Annotated in this window: 23 protein-coding genes; 2 read left to right on the plus strand and 21 right to left on the minus strand. The window is 63.8% G+C overall.

Translation table 11 applies throughout. From position 1 onward, the window contains the following. Positions 1–13: 13 nt before the first annotated feature. The 12 genes from ACFX5Q_RS14470 to ACFX5Q_RS14525 form a co-directional block, all read right to left on the minus strand. Entirely contained in the window at positions 14–1,438 is a 1,425-nt protein-coding gene (locus tag ACFX5Q_RS14470; RefSeq protein ID WP_404278904.1) for an FAD-binding oxidoreductase, read from the minus strand. 68 nt (positions 1,439–1,506) lie between these two features. Continuing rightward, positions 1,507–2,262 carry an amino acid ABC transporter ATP-binding protein gene (locus ACFX5Q_RS14475; RefSeq protein WP_404278906.1) on the minus strand — a complete coding sequence of 252 codons (756 nt, stop codon included), beginning with the start codon at positions 2,260–2,262 and terminating at the stop codon, positions 1,507–1,509. 11 nt (positions 2,263–2,273) lie between these two features. Further along, on the minus strand, positions 2,274–3,347 hold the full coding sequence (locus tag ACFX5Q_RS14480) for an amino acid ABC transporter permease (RefSeq protein ID WP_404278908.1): 1,074 nt from the start codon (positions 3,345–3,347) through the stop codon (positions 2,274–2,276). 9 nt (positions 3,348–3,356) lie between these two features. Further along, entirely contained in the window at positions 3,357–4,520 is a 1,164-nt protein-coding gene (locus ACFX5Q_RS14485) for an ABC transporter permease subunit (RefSeq protein WP_404278910.1), read from the minus strand. Between the two features lie 57 nt (positions 4,521–4,577). After that, positions 4,578–5,615 carry an amino acid ABC transporter substrate-binding protein gene (locus ACFX5Q_RS14490; RefSeq protein WP_404278912.1) on the minus strand — a complete coding sequence of 346 codons (1,038 nt, stop codon included), beginning with the start codon at positions 5,613–5,615 and terminating at the stop codon, positions 4,578–4,580. A 73-nt stretch (positions 5,616–5,688) separates the two neighbouring features. Next, positions 5,689–6,639 carry a LysR substrate-binding domain-containing protein gene (locus ACFX5Q_RS14495; protein ID WP_404278914.1) on the minus strand — a complete coding sequence of 317 codons (951 nt, stop codon included), beginning with the start codon at positions 6,637–6,639 and terminating at the stop codon, positions 5,689–5,691. A 77-nt stretch (positions 6,640–6,716) separates the two neighbouring features. Beyond that, positions 6,717–7,466 carry an SDR family NAD(P)-dependent oxidoreductase gene (locus tag ACFX5Q_RS14500; RefSeq protein WP_404278916.1) on the minus strand — a complete coding sequence of 250 codons (750 nt, stop codon included), beginning with the start codon at positions 7,464–7,466 and terminating at the stop codon, positions 6,717–6,719. Between the two features lie 11 nt (positions 7,467–7,477). After that, positions 7,478–8,191 (minus strand): SDR family oxidoreductase, encoded by a 714-nt coding sequence (locus ACFX5Q_RS14505; protein ID WP_404278918.1) that lies wholly within the window; start codon positions 8,189–8,191, stop codon positions 7,478–7,480. A gap of 291 nt (positions 8,192–8,482) precedes the next feature. Continuing rightward, positions 8,483–9,271, minus strand: coding sequence for a FadR/GntR family transcriptional regulator (locus ACFX5Q_RS14510; RefSeq protein ID WP_404278920.1), 789 nt, complete (start codon positions 9,269–9,271; stop codon positions 8,483–8,485). Between the two features lie 76 nt (positions 9,272–9,347). Beyond that, complete coding sequence (locus ACFX5Q_RS14515; protein WP_404278922.1) at positions 9,348–9,695, minus strand: RidA family protein; 348 nt, start codon at positions 9,693–9,695, stop codon at positions 9,348–9,350. Between the two features lie 11 nt (positions 9,696–9,706). Beyond that, positions 9,707–10,513, minus strand: coding sequence for an SDR family NAD(P)-dependent oxidoreductase (locus ACFX5Q_RS14520; protein WP_404278924.1), 807 nt, complete (start codon positions 10,511–10,513; stop codon positions 9,707–9,709). Continuing rightward, entirely contained in the window at positions 10,506–11,327 is an 822-nt protein-coding gene (locus ACFX5Q_RS14525; RefSeq protein ID WP_404278926.1) for a shikimate dehydrogenase family protein, read from the minus strand. Before ACFX5Q_RS14525 ends, ACFX5Q_RS14520 begins: the two co-directional genes overlap by 8 nt. A gap of 194 nt (positions 11,328–11,521) precedes the next feature. On the opposite strand from ACFX5Q_RS14525, the gene ACFX5Q_RS14530 reads away from it, so the two are divergent. After that, positions 11,522–12,286, plus strand: coding sequence for an HpcH/HpaI aldolase/citrate lyase family protein (locus ACFX5Q_RS14530; protein WP_404278928.1), 765 nt, complete (start codon positions 11,522–11,524; stop codon positions 12,284–12,286). Positions 12,287–12,299: 13 nt separating this feature from the next. Then, entirely contained in the window at positions 12,300–13,517 is a 1,218-nt protein-coding gene (locus ACFX5Q_RS14535; protein WP_404278930.1) for an NAD(P)/FAD-dependent oxidoreductase, read from the plus strand. A gap of 81 nt (positions 13,518–13,598) precedes the next feature. Here the strand turns inward: ACFX5Q_RS14535 and doeB are convergent, their stop codons facing one another. The 9 genes from doeB to ehuA all read right to left on the minus strand — a co-directional run bounded on the left by doeB (position 13,599) and on the right by ehuA (position 21,841). Further along, the gene (gene doeB / locus ACFX5Q_RS14540) at positions 13,599–14,600 is read right to left on the minus strand and encodes a N(2)-acetyl-L-2,4-diaminobutanoate deacetylase DoeB (protein WP_404278932.1); all 1,002 of its coding nucleotides are present in this window, start codon (positions 14,598–14,600) and stop codon (positions 13,599–13,601) included. A 5-nt stretch (positions 14,601–14,605) separates the two neighbouring features. After that, the gene (doeA, locus tag ACFX5Q_RS14545) at positions 14,606–15,784 is read right to left on the minus strand and encodes an ectoine hydrolase DoeA (protein ID WP_404278934.1); all 1,179 of its coding nucleotides are present in this window, start codon (positions 15,782–15,784) and stop codon (positions 14,606–14,608) included. 38 nt (positions 15,785–15,822) lie between these two features. Beyond that, entirely contained in the window at positions 15,823–16,815 is a 993-nt protein-coding gene (gene eutC, locus ACFX5Q_RS14550; protein WP_404278936.1) for an ectoine utilization protein EutC, read from the minus strand. Beyond that, positions 16,812–17,804 carry a hydroxyectoine utilization dehydratase EutB gene (gene eutB, locus ACFX5Q_RS14555; RefSeq protein WP_404278938.1) on the minus strand — a complete coding sequence of 331 codons (993 nt, stop codon included), beginning with the start codon at positions 17,802–17,804 and terminating at the stop codon, positions 16,812–16,814. Before eutB ends, eutC begins: the two co-directional genes overlap by 4 nt. A 4-nt stretch (positions 17,805–17,808) precedes the next feature. Continuing rightward, positions 17,809–18,582 (minus strand): ectoine utilization protein EutA, encoded by a 774-nt coding sequence (gene eutA / locus ACFX5Q_RS14560; protein ID WP_404278940.1) that lies wholly within the window; start codon positions 18,580–18,582, stop codon positions 17,809–17,811. Between the two features lie 6 nt (positions 18,583–18,588). Then, a complete protein-coding gene (gene ehuD / locus ACFX5Q_RS14565; RefSeq protein ID WP_404278942.1) occupies positions 18,589–19,248 on the minus strand; it encodes an ectoine/hydroxyectoine ABC transporter permease subunit EhuD in 660 nt (219 codons plus the stop codon). After that, entirely contained in the window at positions 19,248–19,907 is a 660-nt protein-coding gene (gene ehuC / locus ACFX5Q_RS14570) for an ectoine/hydroxyectoine ABC transporter permease subunit EhuC (protein WP_404278944.1), read from the minus strand. Before ehuC ends, ehuD begins: the two co-directional genes overlap by 1 nt. A gap of 167 nt (positions 19,908–20,074) precedes the next feature. Continuing rightward, positions 20,075–20,908 carry an ectoine/hydroxyectoine ABC transporter substrate-binding protein EhuB gene (gene ehuB / locus ACFX5Q_RS14575; protein ID WP_404279056.1) on the minus strand — a complete coding sequence of 278 codons (834 nt, stop codon included), beginning with the start codon at positions 20,906–20,908 and terminating at the stop codon, positions 20,075–20,077. Positions 20,909–21,055: 147 nt separating this feature from the next. Beyond that, positions 21,056–21,841, minus strand: a complete 786-nt coding sequence (gene ehuA, locus ACFX5Q_RS14580) for an ectoine/hydroxyectoine ABC transporter ATP-binding protein EhuA (RefSeq protein ID WP_006206685.1) — start codon at positions 21,839–21,841, stop codon at positions 21,056–21,058. Positions 21,842–21,910: the final 69 nt, after the last annotated feature.

Consider the following 21,910-nt stretch of genomic DNA (forward strand, 5'->3'; position numbering starts at 1 on the left):
CAAGAAATCTCATCTATTGGAAAGTTTTTCTTTGCCTGACGGAAGAGATCAGAACGCCCGGATTCATCACGCCCGACGGATCCAGGGCATCTTTAAGGACCGCCATCAAGTTTCGCTCCACCGGACTTCTGTTGGTGTCGGCCAGCACGATCTTCGAGCGGCCGAGGCCATGCTCGGCGGCAAAGCTGCCGCCCATATCAGTGGCCAGCGCGGCCAGCGCCTGGCCGAGCTCCAACGCCTTGTCGGCAAAGTCGCTTTGCCCTTCGGGAGGGCTCAGATTGTAGTGGATGTTGCCATCGCCGAGATGGCCGAAAGGATTGATGCGCACGCCCGGCAGGATCTTGCTGCACGCCGCTTCCCCGGCCTCTACAAATTCGGCGATCTTGCCTGGCGGCACCGAAATGTCGTGCTTGAGCTGCTGTCCCTCCAGCCGCTGGCCTTCGGGTTGCTCCTCGCGCAGATGCCAGAAGTGCGCCCTCTGGGCATCCGACATTGCAAGCGCACCGTCGATCACAAGCTCCTGCTCCATGCCCCACTCCAGTGCCGCCGTCAGGATGTCATCCAGCGGAACCCGGGCCGAGCTCGACGCGAGTTCAGCCAGAAGGTGAACCCCGCCCCGGGTTTCCAGCGGAAAGGAAAGGTCCGCCATATGTTTCAGCACCAGCTTGAGGCCGAAATCGGAAAAGAACTCAAGGCCGGAAAGGAATTCGCCCGCTTCGCCCCTCAGATACGTGCCGAAAGAGACCGCCGCGCCGCAATCGGCGAAGGTGAGCAGCGCCGTCGTCCGCTGCTTGGGCGCCGGAAAAAGCTTCAGCACCGCGCGCGTCACAATGCCCAGCGTGCCTTCCGAGCCGCAGAACAGCTTGCGCAACTGGTAGCCGGCATTGTCCTTCTGCACGGAGCGCAGCCCGTTCCACACCGTGCCGTCGGCGAGAACGACTTCGAGGCCGAGGACGAGGTCCTGCATCATGCCGTAGCGCAAGGCGTGGCTGCCGCCGGCATTGGTGCCGATCAACCCGCCGATCCGGGCGCTGCCCTCGGCACCGAGATGCATCGGAAAGATCAGACCATGCGGCTCCAGGGCCTCGTGCAGTGTGGCTAGGACCACGCCGGCTTCGACAACGATCGAACCGCTCGCGAGATCCGGCTTTTCCATCGCCGCCATGCGGGAGAGCGACAGGATCACGGCGCCGGCTTCGTGCGCGACGGCACCACCGCACAGGCCGGTGTTGCCGCCCTGGGGCACCACCGCCACGCCCGCCTCATGGCAGATTTCGACGACCCGCGCCACCTCCTGCGTGTTTGCCGGACGGGCGACGCCCAGCGGATTCGCTCCGTAGCGGCGCAGCCAGTCCCATCGATAGGGCTCGACGTCACCGCCCGAAAGCCAGCCTTTCGCACCAAGAACATTCGACAAGGCAGAGACGGGATCGGTCATGGGATAATCTGTGTGAGTTCGAGAGGCTCAGATGCGCCGCATCGCACCCGTACGGCATGGAACCCCGATCAATGCCCCAGAACCTGGGCGAGGAACAGTTGCGTTCGTTCGCTTTTGGCCGATGTGAAGAAGATCTCCGGCGGCGCCTCTTCGACAATCTCACCCGCATCCATGAAGATCACCCGGTCGGCAACCCGCCGCGCAAAGCCCATCTCATGGGTGACGCAGATCATCGTCATGCCCTCGGAGGCGAGCGTGACCATCACATCCAGCACTTCCGAAATCATTTCCGGATCCAGTGCGGATGTCGGCTCGTCGAAAAGCATGATCTGCGGCTGCATGCACAGCGAACGCGCGATGGCGACCCGCTGCTGCTGGCCGCCTGAAAGCTGGCCGGGATATTTCAAGGCCTGTTCGGGGATGCGGACCTTTTCCAGATAGCGCCGCGCCGTCGCTTCCGCCTCAGCGCGGGGCATCTTGCGCACCAGCATCGGCGCGAGCACGCAATTCTCCAGCACCGTCATATGCGGAAACAGGTTGAAGTGCTGGAACACCATGCCGACTTCGCGCCGGATCTCGTCGATGTTTCCGACATCATCGTTCAGTTCCGTGCCAAGCACCATGATGCTGCCGGCATTGTGTTCCTCCAGCCGGTTGATGCAGCGGATCATCGTCGATTTGCCAGAGCCGGAGGGGCCGCACACGACGATCTTCTCGCCGCGCGCGACGGTCAGGTTGATGTCACGCAGCGCATGAAAGGTACCGTAATACTTGCTCATGCCTTCGACGCGGACGGCTATTTCCTGCGTGGTTGGAACGGTCATCACGAAACTCCTTATCGCTCGCCGACCGACATGCGCCGTTCGAGGAAGGCGCCGTATCGGGACAGGCTGAAGACGAAGACGAAATAGATGAGGGCGATGAAGGCGTAGACCTCGACATAGGCGAACCGCCATTCGCCGGTTCCGTAGGCGGCGTTGCCTGACGCCAGGATCTCGAAGAAACCAACGATGACCACCAGGGACGTCTCCTTGAACGAGATCACGAACTGGTTGATCGTGGCCGGCAGCGCGTTGCGCATCGCCTGCGGCAGGAGGATGCGGCTGATGCGGTGCCAATAGCTGAGGCCGAGCGCCATCGCGGCCTCCTCCTGTCCTCGCGGAACCCCCTGCATGCCGCCCCTCACGATCTCGGCCTGATAGGCGGAGAAGAACAGCGCCGAGCCGAGGATCACCCGATACAGCTTGTCGCCCTGCAGCCACTGCGGCAGCGCGAAAGGCAGGACGATCGCGAAGGTGAACAGGATCGAGATCAGCGGAAGCGAGCGGACGCCATCGATGATGAGGCCCGTCGTGCGCGATATCCAGGGCAGTTCGGAGCGGCGCAGCAGGGCAAGACAGATTGCCAGCGGAAAGCCGATCAGGCAGGTCGTTACGAAGATGAAGAGCGTCAGCGCAAGCCCGCCCCACATTTCCTCGCCGACGAAGCTCAGGCCGAGCAGACCGCCTTTCATCAGCACATAGAAGACGGCCGCTCCGACCCCCCAGACGAGCGCGATGCGACGTCCCGTCCAGAAGGCGGGAATGCAGCTCAGCACTGTCATGGCCACGACCGTGACGCAGGCCAGCGCGGAGCGCCATTGTTCCTCATAGGGGTACAGACCGAAAAAGATGATGCGCCACCGGGCGGCGATGACCGACCAGCAGGCTCCGGACGCCGCATGGCAGGCGTCCGCCCCTCCGCTGGCATCGAACACCGCGGAGAAGACAGCCCAGTTCAAGAGCTTCCAGACCAGAAAGACAATCACCGAGAGAGAAAGCAGTGAAACCACGGCCTGAAGAGGCGTCGCGAAGAAGCGTCTCTTCAGATCCTCAAGTTTTCCTGAGGCAGGCGGAGCGACAACGACCATTTCCATCTCTCATCCCCTCAGTTGATTGCCCTTGAGGGCGATCGCTTTGTTGATGCGGTTGAACAGAGCCGCCAGGCTCAGATTGATGATCAGGAAGCCGGCCATCAAAATGCCGATCGCTTCGAGGGTCTGGCCGGAATGGTTGATCGTCAGCGCCGTGATCATGAAGAAGTCGGTGAAGCCGACTGCTATGCCCATCGTGGTGGCCTTCATCAGCCAGACATACTGGTTGGCCAGGATCGGCAGCATGGCGCGCAGCGCAAGCGGCAGCCGGACAAGCGTGAAAACCTGCCAGGGCGTGAGCCCCAGCGAACTGGCGGCCTCCACCTGGCCTTTGCCGACGGCCTTGAAGCCACCGCGCACGATCTCACCGATATAGGAACCGCCATAGATCGCGATGGCCACGACGAGTGCGGAAAACTCCGGCGGGATGCGCAGGCCGCCTCGCAGGTTCAGGCCTTGCAGCGAGGGCAGATCAAGCAACGGCGTGTCGGGCAAGCGACCAACAAACAGAAACAGAACCGCGCATACGAGCGCGGCTGCAACGGCGGCAAGCTGCACCGAGGTTCGTTGACCCAACGGACGGCTGAGCAGGGATGTCCGGCCCAGCCAGATCGGCAGGACGATGGCCGCGACCACGGCCAACGAAGCCGCCAGCAGTGCCAGCCCGCCGACGTTCGGCGACGGCATGTAGAGCCCACGGCTCGTGAGCAGCATGCCCCAGCCCTCATGCGCGTTGCGCGGCGTCGGCAGGTGCGTAATCAGCGCATACCAGAAAAACACCTGCAGGATCAGAGGGATGTTTCGAAAGACGTCCACGTAGGTGCGGCCGAGCAGCTTCGCCAGATCATTCGCGGACGTCTGCGCAAGCCCTACGATCATTCCGACCAGCGTCGCCAGCGCGAGACCGAAGCTGCCAAGAAACAGCGTGTTGAGGATGCCGATCAGGAAATACCACCAATAGGGATCATTGGCCGATGCCGGCAGAAGCGAGAAGCCCAAATCCCAGCCGGTCGACTTGAACAGGAAGTCGAAACCCGAGGTAACGCCCTGGGCAGCGAGATTCTGTCGCGCGATCAGGGTGCCGGCGATAACCAGCGCTCCAAGCGCGCCGACATAGAGCGCCTGCAGCAATGCGTTGCGAACCTTCTGATTTCTCAGCAGCTTAAACATCGACCGACCTTTCCTGGGAGGGAGGGCCGGCTCCGCGTTGGCGGAGCCGGCTATGCGTCAGTCGACCACCAGCGGGAACAGAACGCCGCCATTGGTCCACAGATTGGTCAGGTCACGATCCATCTTGTAGGGCGAGTCCTTGCCGAGATCGCGATCGAAGATCTCCGCATAGTTCCCTACCTTCTTGATGACGTTGTAGGCCCAATCGTCGGGCAACCCGAGACCCTTGCCCATGCCCGGTGCGGCGCCGAGGAACTTGGCGACCGCCGGCGACGTCGGCTTGGCCTTGATCTCGTCGACGTTCTTGGAGGTGATGCCTTCCTGTTCCGCGAACAGCAGGGCGCTGAGCGTCCAGTTGGCGACGTCGACCCAATTGTCGTCACCCTGCCGCAGGATCATGACCTCCGGCTCGACCGCGATCACGTCAGGCAGGATCACATGATCTTCGACCTTGCCCTTGGCCACGCGTGCGATGGCCAGGACCGGACCCCATTGCGCATAGAGGTCGCACCGGCCGGAGAAGTAGGCCTGTTCGAGCTCTTCCGTCTTTTCGATGACGACCGGCTCGAGCTTGATTCCGATCTTCTGGCTGTAGGCGGCGACCTGCTGTTCGATGGTCGTGCCCGCCGGGATGCAGATCGTGCCGCCCTCTGCGTCCTTGAGCGACTTCAGGTTGAGCTCCTTGTGCGCCATCACCTTGGTCGTGCCGAGGTAGTACGACATCGAGAACTGCAGCCCCAGTTCCGTGTCGCGGCTCAGCGTGCCGCCGGAAGCCTTGATGACGATGTCGACGTCGCCCGACTGAAGCGACGGCCAACGCTGTGCCCAGCTGATCGGCACGATCTTCAGCTTCGCCGGATCACCGAAGACGGCGGTGGCCACGGCCCGGCAAAGGTCGACGTCCATGCCCTTCCAATTGCCCTTGTCGTCGACTTCGGCAAAACCGAGATACGAGCCGTCATGGCCGGTGCAATTGAGCACGCCCCGCGCCTTGACGGTTTCGAGCGTCTTGCCGCCCGCCGCCTGAGCCGGCGCTGAAATCTGGACAAGGCTGAGCGCAAGGGCGGCAGCCGCCCCCCATTTGAGAAACTGCATAGTCATTCTCCGCTGTTGAGGTTGTTGGATTTTTATGTTGTTGGGGCTGTCTGGCCCGGGTTGAAAGCCGCCTTCACTCGAGAAGGGGGGTCGGCTTCGGTAGGGCAGAGATCTTCAGATCGCTGCCCCAATCTTGTTGCGTCAGCCATCGGTGCAGGGCAGCGACAGCTTTCACGCGTAGGTGCCCTCTGGGCACGACCAGGTAGAAGCCCGGTATTTCCTCCTCCTTCATGTCGACGAGCACGTCGCGCCCAAGCGGCGCGACAAGCGCGCCCGATCGCAAATCTTCTTCGGCATCCATGACCGACACGAGCCCGATGCCGATGCCCTGCAGCGTCGCGCGCCGCATCGTCGCGGCGTCGTCGAAGCCGATGCTGCGGTCGCCGTCCGCCAGCTCGACGCCGAGGTGCCGCAGGATGTCAGGCCACAGACGCTTCGACTTCACCGTGTCCAGCAGCGTGAAGCGGGTCAGGTCCTTCGCCGATCCGATCTGCCCGCCGATCGCCGGCGTGCAGCAGATGATCTTCGGGTCCGGCACAAGCAGCGTCGTGTCGTAGTCGGACCAGCCGCCATACCCCCACTGCACTGTCATATCGACATCGTCGCGTCCGAAGTCGGGCAGATCGACCATCGTCGTCAGCCGAAGATCGGCGCCCGGCAATATCTCGCGGAACAGCGACAGGCGCGGCAGCAGGTAGTGGGTGGCGAAATACGGGCTCGCATTGAGATTGATGCGATCCCGGTAGGTGGATTTGGTGACCCGGCGCACCCCTTCGGCAAACTCGTCGAAGCCGGCCTTGACGTAGTGCGACAAAAGGATCGCCGACTCGGTCAACTCGATCGAGCGCCCCTTGCGCTCGAACAGGGTCACCTGCAGCGTGTCTTCCAGCAGCTTTATCTGCTGCCCGACAGCCTGAGGCGTCACCAGCAATTCGTCGGCGGCCTGCCGAAAGCTCTTGTGCCGCGCGACCGCGTGAAAAACCCGCAGGGCATTCAGCGGCGGAAGGCGCGGCTTGCCAGTCATCGTTCGTTCAGCTCCTTCCGGTTTTCGAACTCCATTGTGCACGGCACGTCACGGTCACTGCGGCCAGCGCACTGACCTCAAGCGTAGATGTAACCGCCTGAAACGATTATGTTTTCACCAGTCATGTAGGTGTTCTTGGGGCCACCGGCCATCAGCACCCATTCGGCGATTTCCGTCGGCTGCGCGCCGCGGCCCAGCGGGCTCGCCTTGGCCAGTTCCTCCAGGAAGCCGAGAGCGGCCGCGCGCTCGGTCGCCATGCCGGCGGGAGCCACGGAATTGACGAGAATACCGTCCTTGGCGACGTGATGCGCGAAGGAGCGGGTGAGGCTGACCACCGCCGCCTTGGTCGCCGCATAGTGGGCGTTCTGCGGATGCGCTTTGAAGGCGTCCACCGACGTCAGGTTGACGATGCGCCCGCGAATCTCGGCCTTGGGTTCCTGCGACTGCATATGCCGGACGGCCGCGACCATCATGTGGTAGGTGCCCTTGATGTTGATGCCGTTGGAGGCGTCCCATTCGGCGTCGCTGATTTCGAGCAGCGGGCGGCGGGGATAGATCGCGGCGGAGTTGATCACCGTGTCGATGCGCCCCAGCTTCGAAGCGATTGCATCGAAGGCGGCGTGGCACTGCGGCCCGACCTGGATGTCACATTTGGCAAAGGCCGTCGGCAGGCCTTTCGCGCTTGCCGGTTCAAGTGCTGCTTCAGCCGCCTCAAGGTTGATGTCGATGATGCCAATCTTGGCGGCACCTTCGTCGACCGCCATGCGGGCCAGCAGCGCGCCGAGGCCGGAACCGCCACCCACGATGAGTATCGAAAGACCCTTCATGTCCTATGTCCCTACTTGCTGCCGCTCGGCGTGGTCGGGCGGGTTGGCATGATGTCGAAACGGGTAACGTCGGCCCAGGCGGGCAAACCAAGCAGGGCCACGACCATCCGGGCCACGTCCTCGGGCTGGACAGCGACATTGCCGGCATACATGGCGGCGCGGGCCTTGGCGTCGAGGATGTCCTTGTAGAGCTGCGTCTCGACCCGACCCGGCACGATCTCCGTCACGCGGATGCCATGGCTGGAGAGGTCGGCCCGCAGTGCTGCGGCAAAACCCGCGATCGCCGCCTTGGTCGCGGAATAGACGGCTACATTTGGAAACGCGGCATGGCCGGCCGAAGAGCCGGTGAAGACGATGTGCCCTGCCCCGCGATCGCGCATCTGCGGCACGACCAGCCGGGTGAGCATGATCGCCGAACTGAGGTTGACCTCCAGCGTCGCGTCGATGTCCGATATTTTCATGTCGGCGAAATTGCCGAGCGGCGGCATCACACCCGCATTGTTGATCAACACGTCTATGTGCAGATCGCTCACCACAGCCTCGAGCGCCTCCCGGTCGGTGACGTCGACGGCGATGGGCGTGATTCCGGGTCGCGTGGCCCGCAATTCCTCCAGCGCGCTCTTGCTGCGGCCGACGGCATAGACATCGTAGCCGGCCTCGCTGAGCGCCACCGCCATCGCTCGCCCGATGCCGCTCGTCGCTCCTGTGATGAAGGCTGTCGTCACGTAGGCTTCCCCGTTGTCTGGAGATCAGTGTGTGGCTTTGGCCGGCACAGTGAAACCAAGAAAACCAGGAAAAAGGAAAGATAAGCTTTCTCATCGACCAATGCCACGACATTGCTGCACTGCGGTCCGCAAATGCTGCATGCCCGCAAAAGTCAGGCATCTCGCAGGTACTGTCCGACTTTTTCCTTCGCGGAATCGCCCACGACCAACCGTCTTGAGCGAAAAACCTGGCTTTGCCTTTGGTCGAGAAACGGCTTGCCGGCACATGTTGGCAAGACCGCTTCCGCATGATCAACGCGTCGGGGCAGCCGTCCCTTTCAGATCGGAGAAAAGAGAGGCCGCGGCGGCCTTCTGGGCCGCATCCGTCGTTTCGACGCCGGAGGCCAGCGCAAGAGCACGGACACGCTCGAGACTGTTTTGAAGATGCTTGCGCATGGCGTCCCGCGCGGCGCGGCCATCCTGCTTCTCGATGGCTTCGACGATCTTCCGGTGCTCGCTGTGGATACGCGCGTAGTAGGCATCCTTGAGTTCGGGCACCACCACGTGACCAAGCTGGAAGCGCGGCACGATGACGGGGCGCAGATACTCCAGGAAGCCATGGATGAACTCGTTGCGCGCGGATTTGGCGATGGCCAGGTGAAAATCGTAATCGTAGTGGACCGGCACCGCGCCGGGATCCTCATTACGGGCGTCAACCTGCTCCATCAGCCTGCGAATGGTGCCGGCCTCTGCCTCCGTCCGCCGCTCGGCGCAAAGGCCGGCGGCCTCCACTTCCACGCTCAGCCGCAATTCCAGCAAAGACACGGTTTCCGGCAAGGTCTTGAGCGCGTCCTGCGGTATCGAAAAATTGCGCGGCGCCGGCGCCTCGCTGACGAACATGCCACGGCCCTGCTGGGGAATCACCATGCCTTCGGAGCGCAGCCGCGCAACCGCCTCGCGCACAACCGTGCGACTGACATCATATTCGGCGCCAAGCTCAGCCTCGGTCGGCAACTGCGCGCCGGGTTGCAGCCTGCCCGAGCGTATCTTCTCCGACAGGCTTTCGGCCACGACGGTGGAAAGTGGCTTGCGCTTGGTCATCGGTCTCCTTCCACCATGCCCGGATGCCAAATGAAAGGTCCGAATGCCGGGATGATGCCCCAACCGGCAAGGCCTTTCAAACCGCCGCCGTCACGATCAACTCGACCAGCATGCCAGGCTTCGCCATCCGGCCTTCGCCAGACGAGCGAGCCGGCGCATGCTCCTTCGGCATCCAGGCGTCCCAGACCGCGTTGACCTCGTCGAAATCGCGGATGTCGTCCAGCCACATCTGCACGTGCAGGATGCTTCTCTTGTCGGTGCCGGCCTTGGCGAGCAGCGCGTCGATCTTGCCGAGCACTTCACGCATCTGGTTTGCCGCGGACTGGCCGGGCGTGGCGACCTGCCCGGTCAAGTAGAGCGTGCCATTATGGATGACGCCATGATGGATGCGCGTGTCGAATGCAAACCGCTGGATAGCGTTCATTGGCTTTCTCGTCATGCACCGGGAGTGGGACGGATCGGGTTGCCCTGCAGGTACTGCGCATAAGGCGCCTGGACGAGCCAGCCGGCATCGACCGGCAAGGTCACCCCGGTGATCGACGCGGCGCGCTCCGAGCACAGGAACAGGGCGGCCTCCGCCACGTCGCGCGGATCGACGAAGCGGCGCAGCGCCGTGGTCGCCCTGATCGCGTCGGGGTTGCGCTCGCCGCTGGCGATCTTGGCCTTCAGCCCGTCCGAGAGCGTGTAGCCGGGCGCGACCGCGTTCACCCGCACCCCTTGCGGGCCGAGTTCGGCGGCAAGGATTTGCGTCAGCGCCAGCACCGCGTGCTTGCCGGGCGTATAGGCCGGAAGCGAAAGCGGCGCGAATGAAGCAAGCGAGCCGACATTCAGGATGGCGCCCCTTCCCGCGGCCGCCATCAGTCTGCCGAACACCTGGCAGCCGAGCAACGTGCCGCGATAGTTCACGCGCCACACCTTCTCGTCCTCGTCCAGGCCCTGGTCGAGGACCCGCTTGCCGCTCTGCAGCATGCCGGCGCAGTTGACGACGACGTGCGGCACGCCGAACGCCACCTCGACGGACCGTGCCAGCGCTTCGACCGACGCGGCATCCCCGACATCCGTCTCGAAGAAGCGGGCGGCGGGAGACCCTGCGGCTTCGCACGCGGCGGCGACGGCATGGCCGCGCGCCGCATCGCGCCCCGACACGGCGACACACAAGCCCTCCTCGGCAAAGCGCAAGGCAATCGCGTGGCCGATGCCGGAGGTGCCGCCGATCACGACGGCCGTTTGCGCCTCAGCCATTGCCGCGGTCCTTGCGCTCGATGTCGAAGAATTCCGACATGCCGCGGACCTGGAAATCCATCATCGGGCGCCCCGGCTGGACACGGCAGCCTCTTTCGCGTCCCGCGCGCAGCAAGGCCGTCTCGGCCGGTTCCATGATGATGTCCACAACCGTCATGTCCGGGGTCAGCCGGCTGACATCCAGCGGCAATGGATCGCCGGCGTGCATACCGACCGGCGTCGCGTTGATCGCCATATCCATGCCCGAGGGATCGGCGTCACCGACCTCGATGCGACAGTTCGGAAACGCCTTGGCAACCAGCCCCGCCAGTTTCCCGGCTCGGTCGGCATCGATGTCCGCCAGGCGGATCTCCTCGGCACCAGCTTCGGCGAGGCAATAGGCCAGCGAGGCGCCCGCGCCCCCTGCCCCCACCTGCAGGACGCGCCGGCCGGCAATCTGATGGCCGCCGGCCTTCAATCCGTCGATGAAACCGACGCCGTCGAAATTGTCGGCATACCAGGTTCCGTCGGCCTGGCGGCGCACCGAATTGGCGCTCTGCACGCGCGCTGCCCGATCATGCGCGGCGGCGCATTTATGATAGACCGCCGTCTTGTAGGGCACCGAAATGATCACCCCGCGGATGTTCTCGGCAGCGGAAATGCCTGCCCAGAATGTCTCGAAATCCTCGGGACGGCAGCTCAACGGCACCATCAGGCTGTCGAGGCCCTTCTGTTCGAAGATTTCGTTGAACATTCCGGGACTTTTCGCATGGCCCACAGGATGGGCCAGCATCACGAAGATATCCGCCTTGCCGGTTCCGCGCATTGTATTCATACCCTTTCGTTTGACAATTCGTGGCCGCTCAGCGCGCCATCGGAGCGCCCATCACGCCCAGCCCGATAAAGCCGATCCTCATGCACCACCTTTCTTTTTGTGACACGGCCTGCAAGATCTGTTGCGGCCCGATGCAGGTATGATATATGACATCATACAAATTTCAATCCATGTTTTACCGGAGTCTGGCGAAAATGCAGGAGCGCCCAAATCCTTTGAAGGCGGCCGTGGCTGACGGACAGCCGCATATCGGCCTGTGGTGTTCGCTGGCGTCCGCCCTGACTACGGAGGTGGTCGCGGGCTCCGGCGCGGGCTGGCTGCTGATCGATGGCGAGCACAGCCCGAACGATTTGCGCAGCGTGATGGCGCAGCTCCAGGTGCTTGGCGGCTTTGCCTGCGAAGGCGTCGTGCGCCTGCCGTCGGACGACCCAAACCTGATCAAGCAGGCAATGGATATCGGCGCCCGCAGCCTGATGATCCCGAATGTGCGCTCGGCGGACCAGGCCCGCGCGATTGTCGCCGCGATGAGCTACGCGCCTCTCGGCTTCCGCGGCTTCTCCGTCGGCCATCGCGCCAATGCCTTCGGCCGCGTCGCAGGCTATCATGCCAATGCGCGCAAGCAGCAGTTGCTGGCCGTGCAGATCGAATGCGAAACCGGCGTTGCCAACGCGGTAGATATTGCTGCGGTGGACGGCGTCGACGTCCTCTTCGTCGGCCCCGGCGACCTGTCGACCAATATGGGCGCCATGGGAAATCCCGGCGCCGAGCACGTGCAGCAGGCGATTTCGTCGGTGCGGCAGGCGGCCGCCAGGGCCGGCAAGGCAAGCGGCATCCTGGCGCCCGTGAAGGCCGATGCCGACCGCTATATTGCGGATGGCTTCACCATGGTCGCGGTCGGTTCGGATCTTGGCCTTCTGGCGCGCGGCTCCGACGCCCTGATCGCTTCCTTCAATCACTGACGAAAAGCGCGCCATGGCCATTCCGCCCTACAAAACCCCTGCCCGCACCGGCTACGACATCGTCATCGTCGGTGGCGCGGCGGTCGGGTCGTCGATCGCCTACTGGCTCAGCCAGGCCCTCGGCACAAGCGCATCGGTCCTGGTGGTCGAGCGCGACAGCAGCTACGAGTTCTCCTCCACAGCGCTGTCCACCAGCGCGATCCGCCAGCAATATTCGAACCCAATCAACGTCAAGATCAGCCAGTTCGGCGTCGAGATCATCCGGGGCTTTGCCGAGCGGATGGCGCCCTTCTTCAAGGGCGAGCCGGCGCCCGATCTCGGCTTCCGCGAACATGGCTATCTCTATTGCTGCTCACCCGAGGGAGTCGAAGCGGCCCGTGCGCGCGTCGACCTGCAGCGTAGCCTCGGCGCCCACACTCTGTTCCTCGAGCAGGGCCCGTTGAAGGACCGCTTTCCCTGGCTCAACGTCGAGGATCTCGGCGGCGGCGCCTGGGGATCGCGCGACGAAGGCTGGTTCGATTCGATGGGCCTGCTCAACGGCTTTCGCCGCGCCGCGCGCGGCTCAGGCGTGGAGTACGTGGACAACGCGATAACCGGACTGGACGTCGCGGACGGAAAGGTCGTCGCGGCAAGGCTGGCGACCGGCCAGACCATCTCGTGCGGAACCCTTGTCGATGCGGCCGGTCCGCGTGCCCAGCAGGTGGCCGCCATGGCAGGGCTGTCGATCCCGGTCGCGCCTTACAAGCGATACAGTTTCGTCTTTTCGAGCGCCACGCCGATCCCCGGCCGGATGCCGAACGTAATCGACCTCTCAGGCACGTTCGTGCGGCCGGAGGGGGAGCTTTTCCTGACCGGCAACACGCCGCTCGACGATGGCCCGGCGGACTACGACGATTTCGAGATGCATCATGAGGAATTCGAAGAGCGGATCTGGCCTGCGCTTTGGCATCGCATTCCTGCGTTCGATGCCTTGAAGGTCCAGACAAGCTGGACCGGCCACTATGAATACAACATGCTGGACCACAACGGCATCGTCGGCTTCCACCCTGAGGTGACGAACTTCATGTTCGCCAACGGGTTCTCCGGGCATGGATTGCAGCAATCGCCGGCTGTCGGCCGCGCTGTATCCGAACTGATCGTTCACGGCGCCTTCCAGACGCTCGACCTGTCGCCTTTCGGCTATGAACGGATCCCACGCAACGAGCCTTTCCTCGAGGAAGCGGTGATCTGAATTTCCGAATTGCGCGGGCGCGTCAGCGAAAGATCCGTGTACGACGATTGCTCGGCCCTGACGGGCCTTCATCGGAGATCATCAACCGACCAACACGGCCACGACGGCTGCACAATCGCCGGCCTTGACCAAGCCAGGAAAATGCCGCGCCGCCAGCAAGCCCGACATCCTGGCCCTGATCTCGTGCGGCGCGACACCGGTACGGCCGACGGAATGGATGCGGGCCAGCACCTGCCCCTCTTCCACCTTCTCGCCGAGATCTACCATCGTTTCGATCATGCCGTCGTCCTCGGCGAAGGAGAAGCATTCGCCCGACGGCATATCCAGCCATTGGGTTCTGACCTTCTCGACCGCACCAGAAACGATGCCGGCATGGCGCAGTAAATTGAGCACGCCGCGCCGGGCAATCCGCACGGTCTCCGCGCGGGACGTCCCGCCACCGCCCAACTCGGTGGTGATGAACAGCTTGCCCATCTCCTCGGCGGCGGTGTCGAACATGCCGACCGCGTCGATCTCCAGCATCTTCATCGACCACGGTGCCGAGAACGCCTCGACCGCGTCAAAACCCTTGGCTTCCAGCACCTTGTCGGGGCGGATGTGGGCGGCGCAGAACGGCACGAAGTCGAGCGTCCTGCCACCGGAATGGAAATCGAGCGCGATGTCAGTGCGAGGCAGAAGCTCGCGCTGGAAGTAGTCGGCGATCTTTTCCGTCACGGTGCCGTCGGGGCGGCCGGGGAAGCTGCGGTTCAGATTACCCTTGTCGATCGGCGAGGTGCGCGTGCCGGCGCGGAAGGCCGGATAGTTCATCGCCGGCACGATGATCACGGTGCCGCTGACCTCTTTCGGGTCGAGCGTGCGGGCAAGGTCATAGAGCGCCAGCGGCCCCTCATATTCGTCGCCGTGGTTGCCGCCGGTAAGCAGCGCCGTCGGCCCCTTGCCGTTGCGGATGACGCAGATCGGGATCATCACAGAACCCCAGGCGGAGTCGTCGCGGCTGTAGGGCAAGCGCAGGAAACCGTGCTGGACGCCGTCGCGCTCGAAGTCGACGGTCGGCGCGATCGGCGACGGACGAAGACTGGACATCGGGCTCAATCCTTCACCACCAGTTTGCGTGGCACATTGGCCAGGCACTCGACGCCCGCCTCGGTGATCAGGATCGACTCGGTGATTTCGAGACCCATCGTCTCCAGCCACAGGCCGGTCATGAAGTGGAAGGTCATGCCGGGCTTGAGCTCGGTGCGGTCGCCGGGGCGCAGGCTCATCGTGCGCTCGCCCCAGTCCGGCGGATAGGACAGGCCGATCGGATAGCCGGTGCGGTTGTCCTTGACGATGCCGTACTTCTTCAAAACGGCGAAAAAGGCGTTGGCAATGTCCTCGCAGGTGTTGCCGGGCTTGGCCGCGGCAAGGCCGGCCTCCATGCCTTCCAGCGTCGCCTTCTCGGCATCGAGGAATTCCTGCGTCGGCTTGCCGAGAAAAACCGTGCGCGACAGCGGGCAATGGTAGCGATTGTAGCAGCCGGCAATCTCGAAGAAGGTGCCCTCGCCCGACTTCATCGGCTTGTCGTCCCAGGTCAGATGCGGCGCCGAGGCATCGGCGCCCGATGGCAGCAGCGGCACGATCGCCGGATAGTCGCCACCAATACCGTCGACGCCGCGCGTGCCGGCGTCATAGATTTCGGCGACGAGATCGCATTTGCGCATGCCGACCTCGATTGTGTCGACGATGCGCTGGTGCATGGCTTCGACGATGCGGGCGGCCTTGCGCATATAGTCGATCTCGGTCGGGCTTTTGACCGCGCGCTGCCAGTTGACCAGCGCGGTAGCGTCGACGAAACGGGCATTGGGCAGGTGCTTTTGCAGCGAGGCGAAGGCAGCCGCCGAGAACCAGTAATTGTCCATCTCGACGCCGACGGTCAGCTTGCCCCAGCCGCGATCGGCAAGCACGCTGGCCAAAAAATCCATCGGATGGCGCTCGGTCGACTGCACATAGTGGTCGGCGTAACCGACGATGTTGTCGTGGGCGAGGTAGGCGGTGCGTTTGGCGCCATTAGCGTCCTGGCCGCGGCCATACCAGACCGGCTCGCCCGACGGCGGTACGATGACAGCTTGATGCACATAGAACGACCAGCCATCATAGCCGGTCAGCCATGCCATGTTGGAGGGATCGCTGACGATCAGGAGATCGACGCCTTTGGCCTCCATGGCCTTCCGGGTCTTGGCGAGGCGCTCCGCATATTCGCCGCGCGAGAATTTCAGGTTTGGCTGCATTGTTCTTGATCCTCGTTTTTTGGGCCTCGCGGCCAGTATCAGCTTTCGAAAATGGTTCCGGCGTTGGCGGCCCGTGCGCGGTCGCGAGCCAGTGTGGCAATTGCGGTGTCCTGCACACCGGTGCCGGTCAGGTCGGCAACAGTGATGTCGCTGGCCGAGCGCCGGCCGTGCTTTTCGCCGGCGATGATCTGGCCGAGTTCGGTGACATCGGCGTCGGCTTCCATCACGCCGGCGGCGATGGCGTGATGCAATTCGCCGAGACGCCGGGTCTGCTTGGCGCTGTCGGCGACATAGAGATCGGCCATGCGCAGGATCGCCGGCGCGATCTCGTTCTTGTGCTCGGCGTCCGAGCCCATAGCGGTGATGTGCTGGCCGGCCACAATAAACCCGGCCTTGATCAGCGGCTCGGTCGACGGCGTGGTGGTGACGATGATGTCGGCGCCGGCAGCCGCCTTTGCAGCATCGGGCTCGGCGCGCACGATGATGCCCAGCTTCTTGCGTAGGCCGGCCGCGGTGGCTTCCGCCTTGGCGGCATCGCGCGCCCAGATGCGGGCTTCTTCGATCGGCCGCACCAGGCGCAACGCTTCCAGTTGCAGCCCGGCCTGCACACCGGCACCGAAGATCGCGGCAACGGAGGAGTCCGGCCGCGACAAATGCTTGGCCGCCACCGCCCCGGCGGCGGCAGTACGGACATCGGTCAGATAGCCATTGTCGAGCAGCAATGCTTCGACCAGTCCGGTCTTTGACGACAACAGCACCATCATGCCGTTGACGCTGGGCAGGCCGAGTTTTGGGTTGTCGAAGAAGCCGGGACTGATCTTGATGGCGAAGCCGTCAATGCCCGGCACGTAGGCGGTCTTGACGTCGACCTCGCCGCGATGCTCGGGGATGTCGAGACGCAGGATCGGCGGCATCGCCACCGGCACGGTGGCAAGCGCGCGAAAGGCATTTTCGACACAAGCGACGGCGTCGAGATCGAGTTTCACGATTGTGCGCAGTTCGGCCTCGGTGAGGATGGTCATCCGGCTCATGCGGCACGCTCCACGGTTGATGGCACTTCACCGCAGACGATCCTCCGGTGCAGCGTCATGTCGATGTTGCGGCCGGATAGGATGAGCACCGTGGGGCCGCTGGCTTTGACTTTGCCGGCAAGCAGCGCGGCGATGCTGACCGCACCGGCGCCTTCGACGATCTCTCGTTCCTGCTCATAGGCGTGACGGATCCCGGCGGCGATCTCATCCTCGCTGAGCAGCACGACATCGTCGAGCAGGTCGCGGCACATGGCAAAGGTCAACCGGTTGTCGCGGCCGATGCCGCCGCCAAGCGAATCCGCCAGTGTCGGCAGTTCCTCGACCTCGACCGGGCGGCCGGCATCAAGGCTCGCCTTCATCGCTGCGCCCCGCGCCATCGAAACGCCGATGACCTTTGTCCTCGGGCTGACGCCCTTGACGGCAGCCGCAACGCCCGAAGCCAACCCACCACCGGACAGCGGCACCAGCACCGTTGCCGCGTCCGGAACCTGCTCGATGATCTCCAGACCCAGCGTCCCCTGCCCGGCGACGATGTCAGGATGATCGAAAGGCGGCAGCATGACCAGGCCTTGTTCGGCGACCAGCTTCTCGACTTCCTGCTGCGCGTCGTCCTGGCTGTTGCCGACGATGCGGATGTCGGCGCCGAGGCGGCGGATGGCGTCGAGCTTGTTTTCGGGCACCAGCCGCGACATGCAGATCACCGCACGCAGGCCTTCGAGCTTTGCCGCATGGGCGAGCGCCCGGCCATGATTGCCGGTCGAGGCCGCGACAGCACCGCGCAACTTCTCTTCAGGGCTTAGCGAGGCGATGGCGTTCGAGGCGCCGCGCAGCTTGAAGCTGCCGGTGGTCTGGCGGTGTTCGAGCTTGAGGTAAACCGGTGCACCCAAGTGCTCGGAAAGACTCAGGGAAAGCGCGGTCACCGTTTGCTCGACCTTGCCGGCAATGCGGTCGCGCGCTGCGCGAATATGCTGAAGCGTGACCTCTGTCATCTTATCAACCAAGCGGCAGCGTCATCAGCCGGCCGAATTCGGGACGCTGCTTGTCGTCGCCACAAAGTCGCAGGCAGTTCCAGGCACTGGCCTGGTTGCTGGTGACAACGGGGAGACCGATCGCCTGTTCCATGCCGGGCACCGCAAGGGCTGCCCGCAGTGCCGTGCAGGAGACAAACAACGCATCGGCCTCTGCATGCGTTGCTTCCCGGGCCAGTTCGACCAGCGAGGCCGGCGCAATACGCGCCATCTCGCGGTCGTCCTCGAAGCCAAGACAAGTGAAGCTCAGTATGTCAAAGCCGCGCTCGGCGAAATAGGTCGCCATCGGCCGGCTGGTCTCGACGGTGTATGGGGTGAGGATGCTGATCCTTTTCGCGCCCAGCGCTTTCAGCCCACGCACGCCAGCCATGGGTGGCGTCACCACCGGTACGCCCGGCTTGGCGACCTGCACCGCTACCTCGATCTCGGCATCGCCGATCACCACCGAGGCCGAAGTGCAGGAATAGCAGATGGCGTCGAGCGGCTCGTCCGGCAGGATCAGCGCCGCGCCGGCCGACAGCTCCGGCTGCATCTTGCGCAAATTCTCCGGCGTGGTCGGATTCTTGTAGGGGATGCGGGCGATATAGACGCCGATCCTGTCGCTCGCCACCATGCGGCGGAAATCCGGTTCGCTGGTGTGGTCGGTGGCAAGGATGATCAGGCCGACGCGCTTCTCCAACGGACGCGCGTCGAGCGCCGGCCTGGTCGGCATCAGTCTGATCTCGGGCAGCGGTTTCATGAAAAGCTACCTTTCGATCTTGCCGTAGCGATGTTCCAGCCAGCGCAGCAGCACGACCGAGAACAGGCTGATGACGAGGAAGAAGGCGCCGACCAGGGTCATTGGCTCGATGTAGCGGTAGTAGGTGTTGGCGACGCTCTTGGCCTGGTTCATCAGCTCCAGCACGGTGATCGCCGAAAGCAGCGGCGTCTCCTTGAACATGGCGATGAAATAATTGGCCAAAGCCGGGATCATCGGAGGGATTGCCTGCGGGATGATAATGTGGGTCCAGGTCTGGCCGGCGCTCAGATTGCAGGCCTTGGCGGCTTCCCATTGGCCGCGCGGCACATTGTCGATGCCGGCGCGATAAACTTCCGCCGTGTAGGTGCCGTAGTGCAGCCCGAGACCGATGATGCCGGCAACCAGCGGCGGCAACAGGATGCCGAAATCCGGCAGCACGTAGAAGATGAAATAGAGCTGCACCAGAAGCGGCGTGCCGCGGATGAATTCGGCAAGGAAGCCGACGCTGCGCGATACGGCCCGGTTCGGCGAGCGCCGCGCCAGCGCGATCGCCAGGCCGACGATCGCCGCCAGCACCGAGCCTAGCAGCGTCGCCAGGATGGTGATCTTCACCCCCTGGATCAGCGTCGGCAGGATCTCTCTGACAAAGTTCCAATCCCAGTCCATTACACGCGCACTCCGTCGAGGCCGCGCGCCATGCGGCGTTCCAGCGAGCGCACGCCCCAGGAGATGATGAGCGCCAGCACGAAATAGATGACGAGAATGGTGGTGAACGGCATCAGCGTGTTGCCGGTCTGCGAGCGCACCACCTGCGCCTGGAAGGTGAGGTCGGCGAGCGAGATCAGAGAGACGACCGAGGTCGCCTTGAGGAGCTCGATGGCGTTGTTGCCGAAGGTCGGCAGCATGACCAGCAGCGCCTGCGGCAGGATGACATGGCGCATGCCTTGCCAGCGGCCGAGATTGAGCGCGATGCAAGCCTCATACTGCTCGCGACCGACCGACTGGATGGCGCCGCGCACCACTTCAGCCGCATAGGCACCGACATTCAAGCCCAGCGCCAGCACGCCGGCCTGCAGCGGCGTCAGCGATATGCCGGCAAGAGGCAGCACGAAATAGACCCAGAACAGCTGCACGAAGATCGAGGTGCCGCGGAAGAATTCGATGTAGGCGGTGGCGAGCGCCCGCAGCACGAAGAAGCGCGACAGCCGCCCCATACCGGCGAGAAAGGCCATGATCAGAGCGAGCACCGACCCCATCAGCGTCAGCTCGATGGTGACAAGCGCTCCCTGCAATATCAGACCGAGATAGCCGGACCACTGGGTCATCTGGGTTCCAACGTTGGCGGTTCTTGGGTCCTTCTCCCCGTTCACGGGGAGAAGATGCCGGCAGGCAGATGAGGGGCAGCGCGAACCAACCGAAGTATGGTGCCGCCCCTCATCCGGCTCTTCGAGCCACTTCTCCCCGTGAACGGGGAGAAGGAAGTAGGCGCGCCCTACTTCGCGGCGCAGAGCTTGTCGCGCGTCGTCGACATCGCCGCTGCTGCCGAGAAGCCGTAGGGCTCGATGATCTTGGCGAACTCGCCCGACTTCTTCAGCTTGGCAAGCTCGACGTCATAGGCGTCGCGCAGCGCCTCGTCGCCCTTCTTGAAGGCCGCACCATCGCAATAGACCGGCGCGCCCTGCACCGGGGCGATGACTTCGAGGTTCGGATCGTTGGCCTTCTTGACCAGGTCGTTGATCGACAGGACGGGGAGCGAATAGGCATCGATGCGACCGTCCTGCAGCATCTTCAACCCGCTCTGGCCGTCCGGCACGACGATGACGCGCTCGCGCGGCACGCCGGCATTGAGCGCCAGCTTCTCCTCGGTACCGCCGCCCGGCGCGCCGATGGTCGCGGTCGTGTCCCTGGCGACATCCTCATAGCTCTTGAAGCCCTTCGGGTTGCCCTTCTTGACCAGCATCGCCTCGGCATCGCACAGCACCGGCTCGGAATAGGCGACCGCCGCGCAGCGCTCCGGCTTCATGAACAGGCCGGCGGTGACGACGTCGAAGCGGCCGGCTTGCAGGCCGGGGATCATGGCGCCATATTCTGAGATCGAGGCGACGATATCGCCGACGCCGAGGCGCTTGAAGATCTCGCGCGCCACGTCGGGGGCCGCGCCCGAGACCTTGCCGTCGGCGGCGACCGCCGTATAGGGCGGCTCGTTGGCGATGGCGACGCGGGCAAAGCCCTGTGCCTTCAACTGCTCGAGCTTGCTGTCGTCGGCCGAGCCGGCGCTCGAGGCGGCAAGAACGGCCGTCAGTGCAAGGCCGGCGACGCCGGCCAGAATGCCAAGTTTTTTCACTGTTCCCAACTCCTTGTTCTGTCTTCTCGGTTTGCTCGATTTGGGCGTTTAAGCCCTGAGGACGGCTTCGCCGCCTCTAAGGACGACTTCATCGCCTCGGGACGGCGTTCGCCGCCCGTTGCATAGCGGTCAGACACGGTGTCCGGCCGCGATGATCTTCTTCAGGAACCCCTGCGTGCGCTCCTGCTTGGGGTGGCGGAAAATCTCGTCGGGCTTGCCTTCCTCGACGATCCTGCCGCGGTCGAAGAACAGCACCCGGTCGGCGAAGTCGTGGGCGAAGCCCATCTCGTGGGTGACCAGAAGCATCGTCATGTCGGTCTCGGCGGCGAGCTTGCGCATGACGTTCAGCACCTCCTCGACCAGCTCAGGGTCGAGCGCCGAGGTGACTTCGTCGAACAGCATGATCTTCGGCGACAGCGCCAGTGCGCGGGCAATCGCCACGCGCTGCTTCTGGCCGCCGGAAAGCTGCGCCGGCATCGCCTTCGCCTTGTCGGCCATGCCGACCATCTCAAGCAATTCCATCGCCCGCTTCTCGGCGGCGGCGCGCGCCACACCCTTGGTCAGCATCGGCGCCAGCGTGACGTTGTCCATGACGCATTTGTGCGGAAACAGGTTGAACAGCTGGAAGACCATGCCGATCTTCTGCCGCATCTTCGCCAGATGGCGCTCGTCGGCGGCCAGCAGCTGTCCGTTGCGCTCCATGTGATAGAGCTGTTCGCCGTCGATCTGGATATGGCCGCCGTCGATCTTCTCCAGGGTCATCAGGATGCGCAGGATGGTCGTCTTGCCGGAGCCGGACGGGCCGATCAGCGCCAGCTTCTCGCCGGGCATGACCTGCATCGACAGGCCGTCCAGCACCTTGAAGGCGCCGAAGCTTTTCGAAATGGCGTCGACCTTGATGATGGGTGCGGGCAATCAATTTCCCCGTTCTGGAGAAGCCTATGCCCTTAACGATGCGGAACGCGCGAAATCATGTCAATTAGG

This window comes from Mesorhizobium sp. IMUNJ 23033 (assembly GCF_044778005.1).
GTDB lineage: Bacteria > Pseudomonadota > Alphaproteobacteria > Rhizobiales > Rhizobiaceae > Mesorhizobium > Mesorhizobium amorphae_A.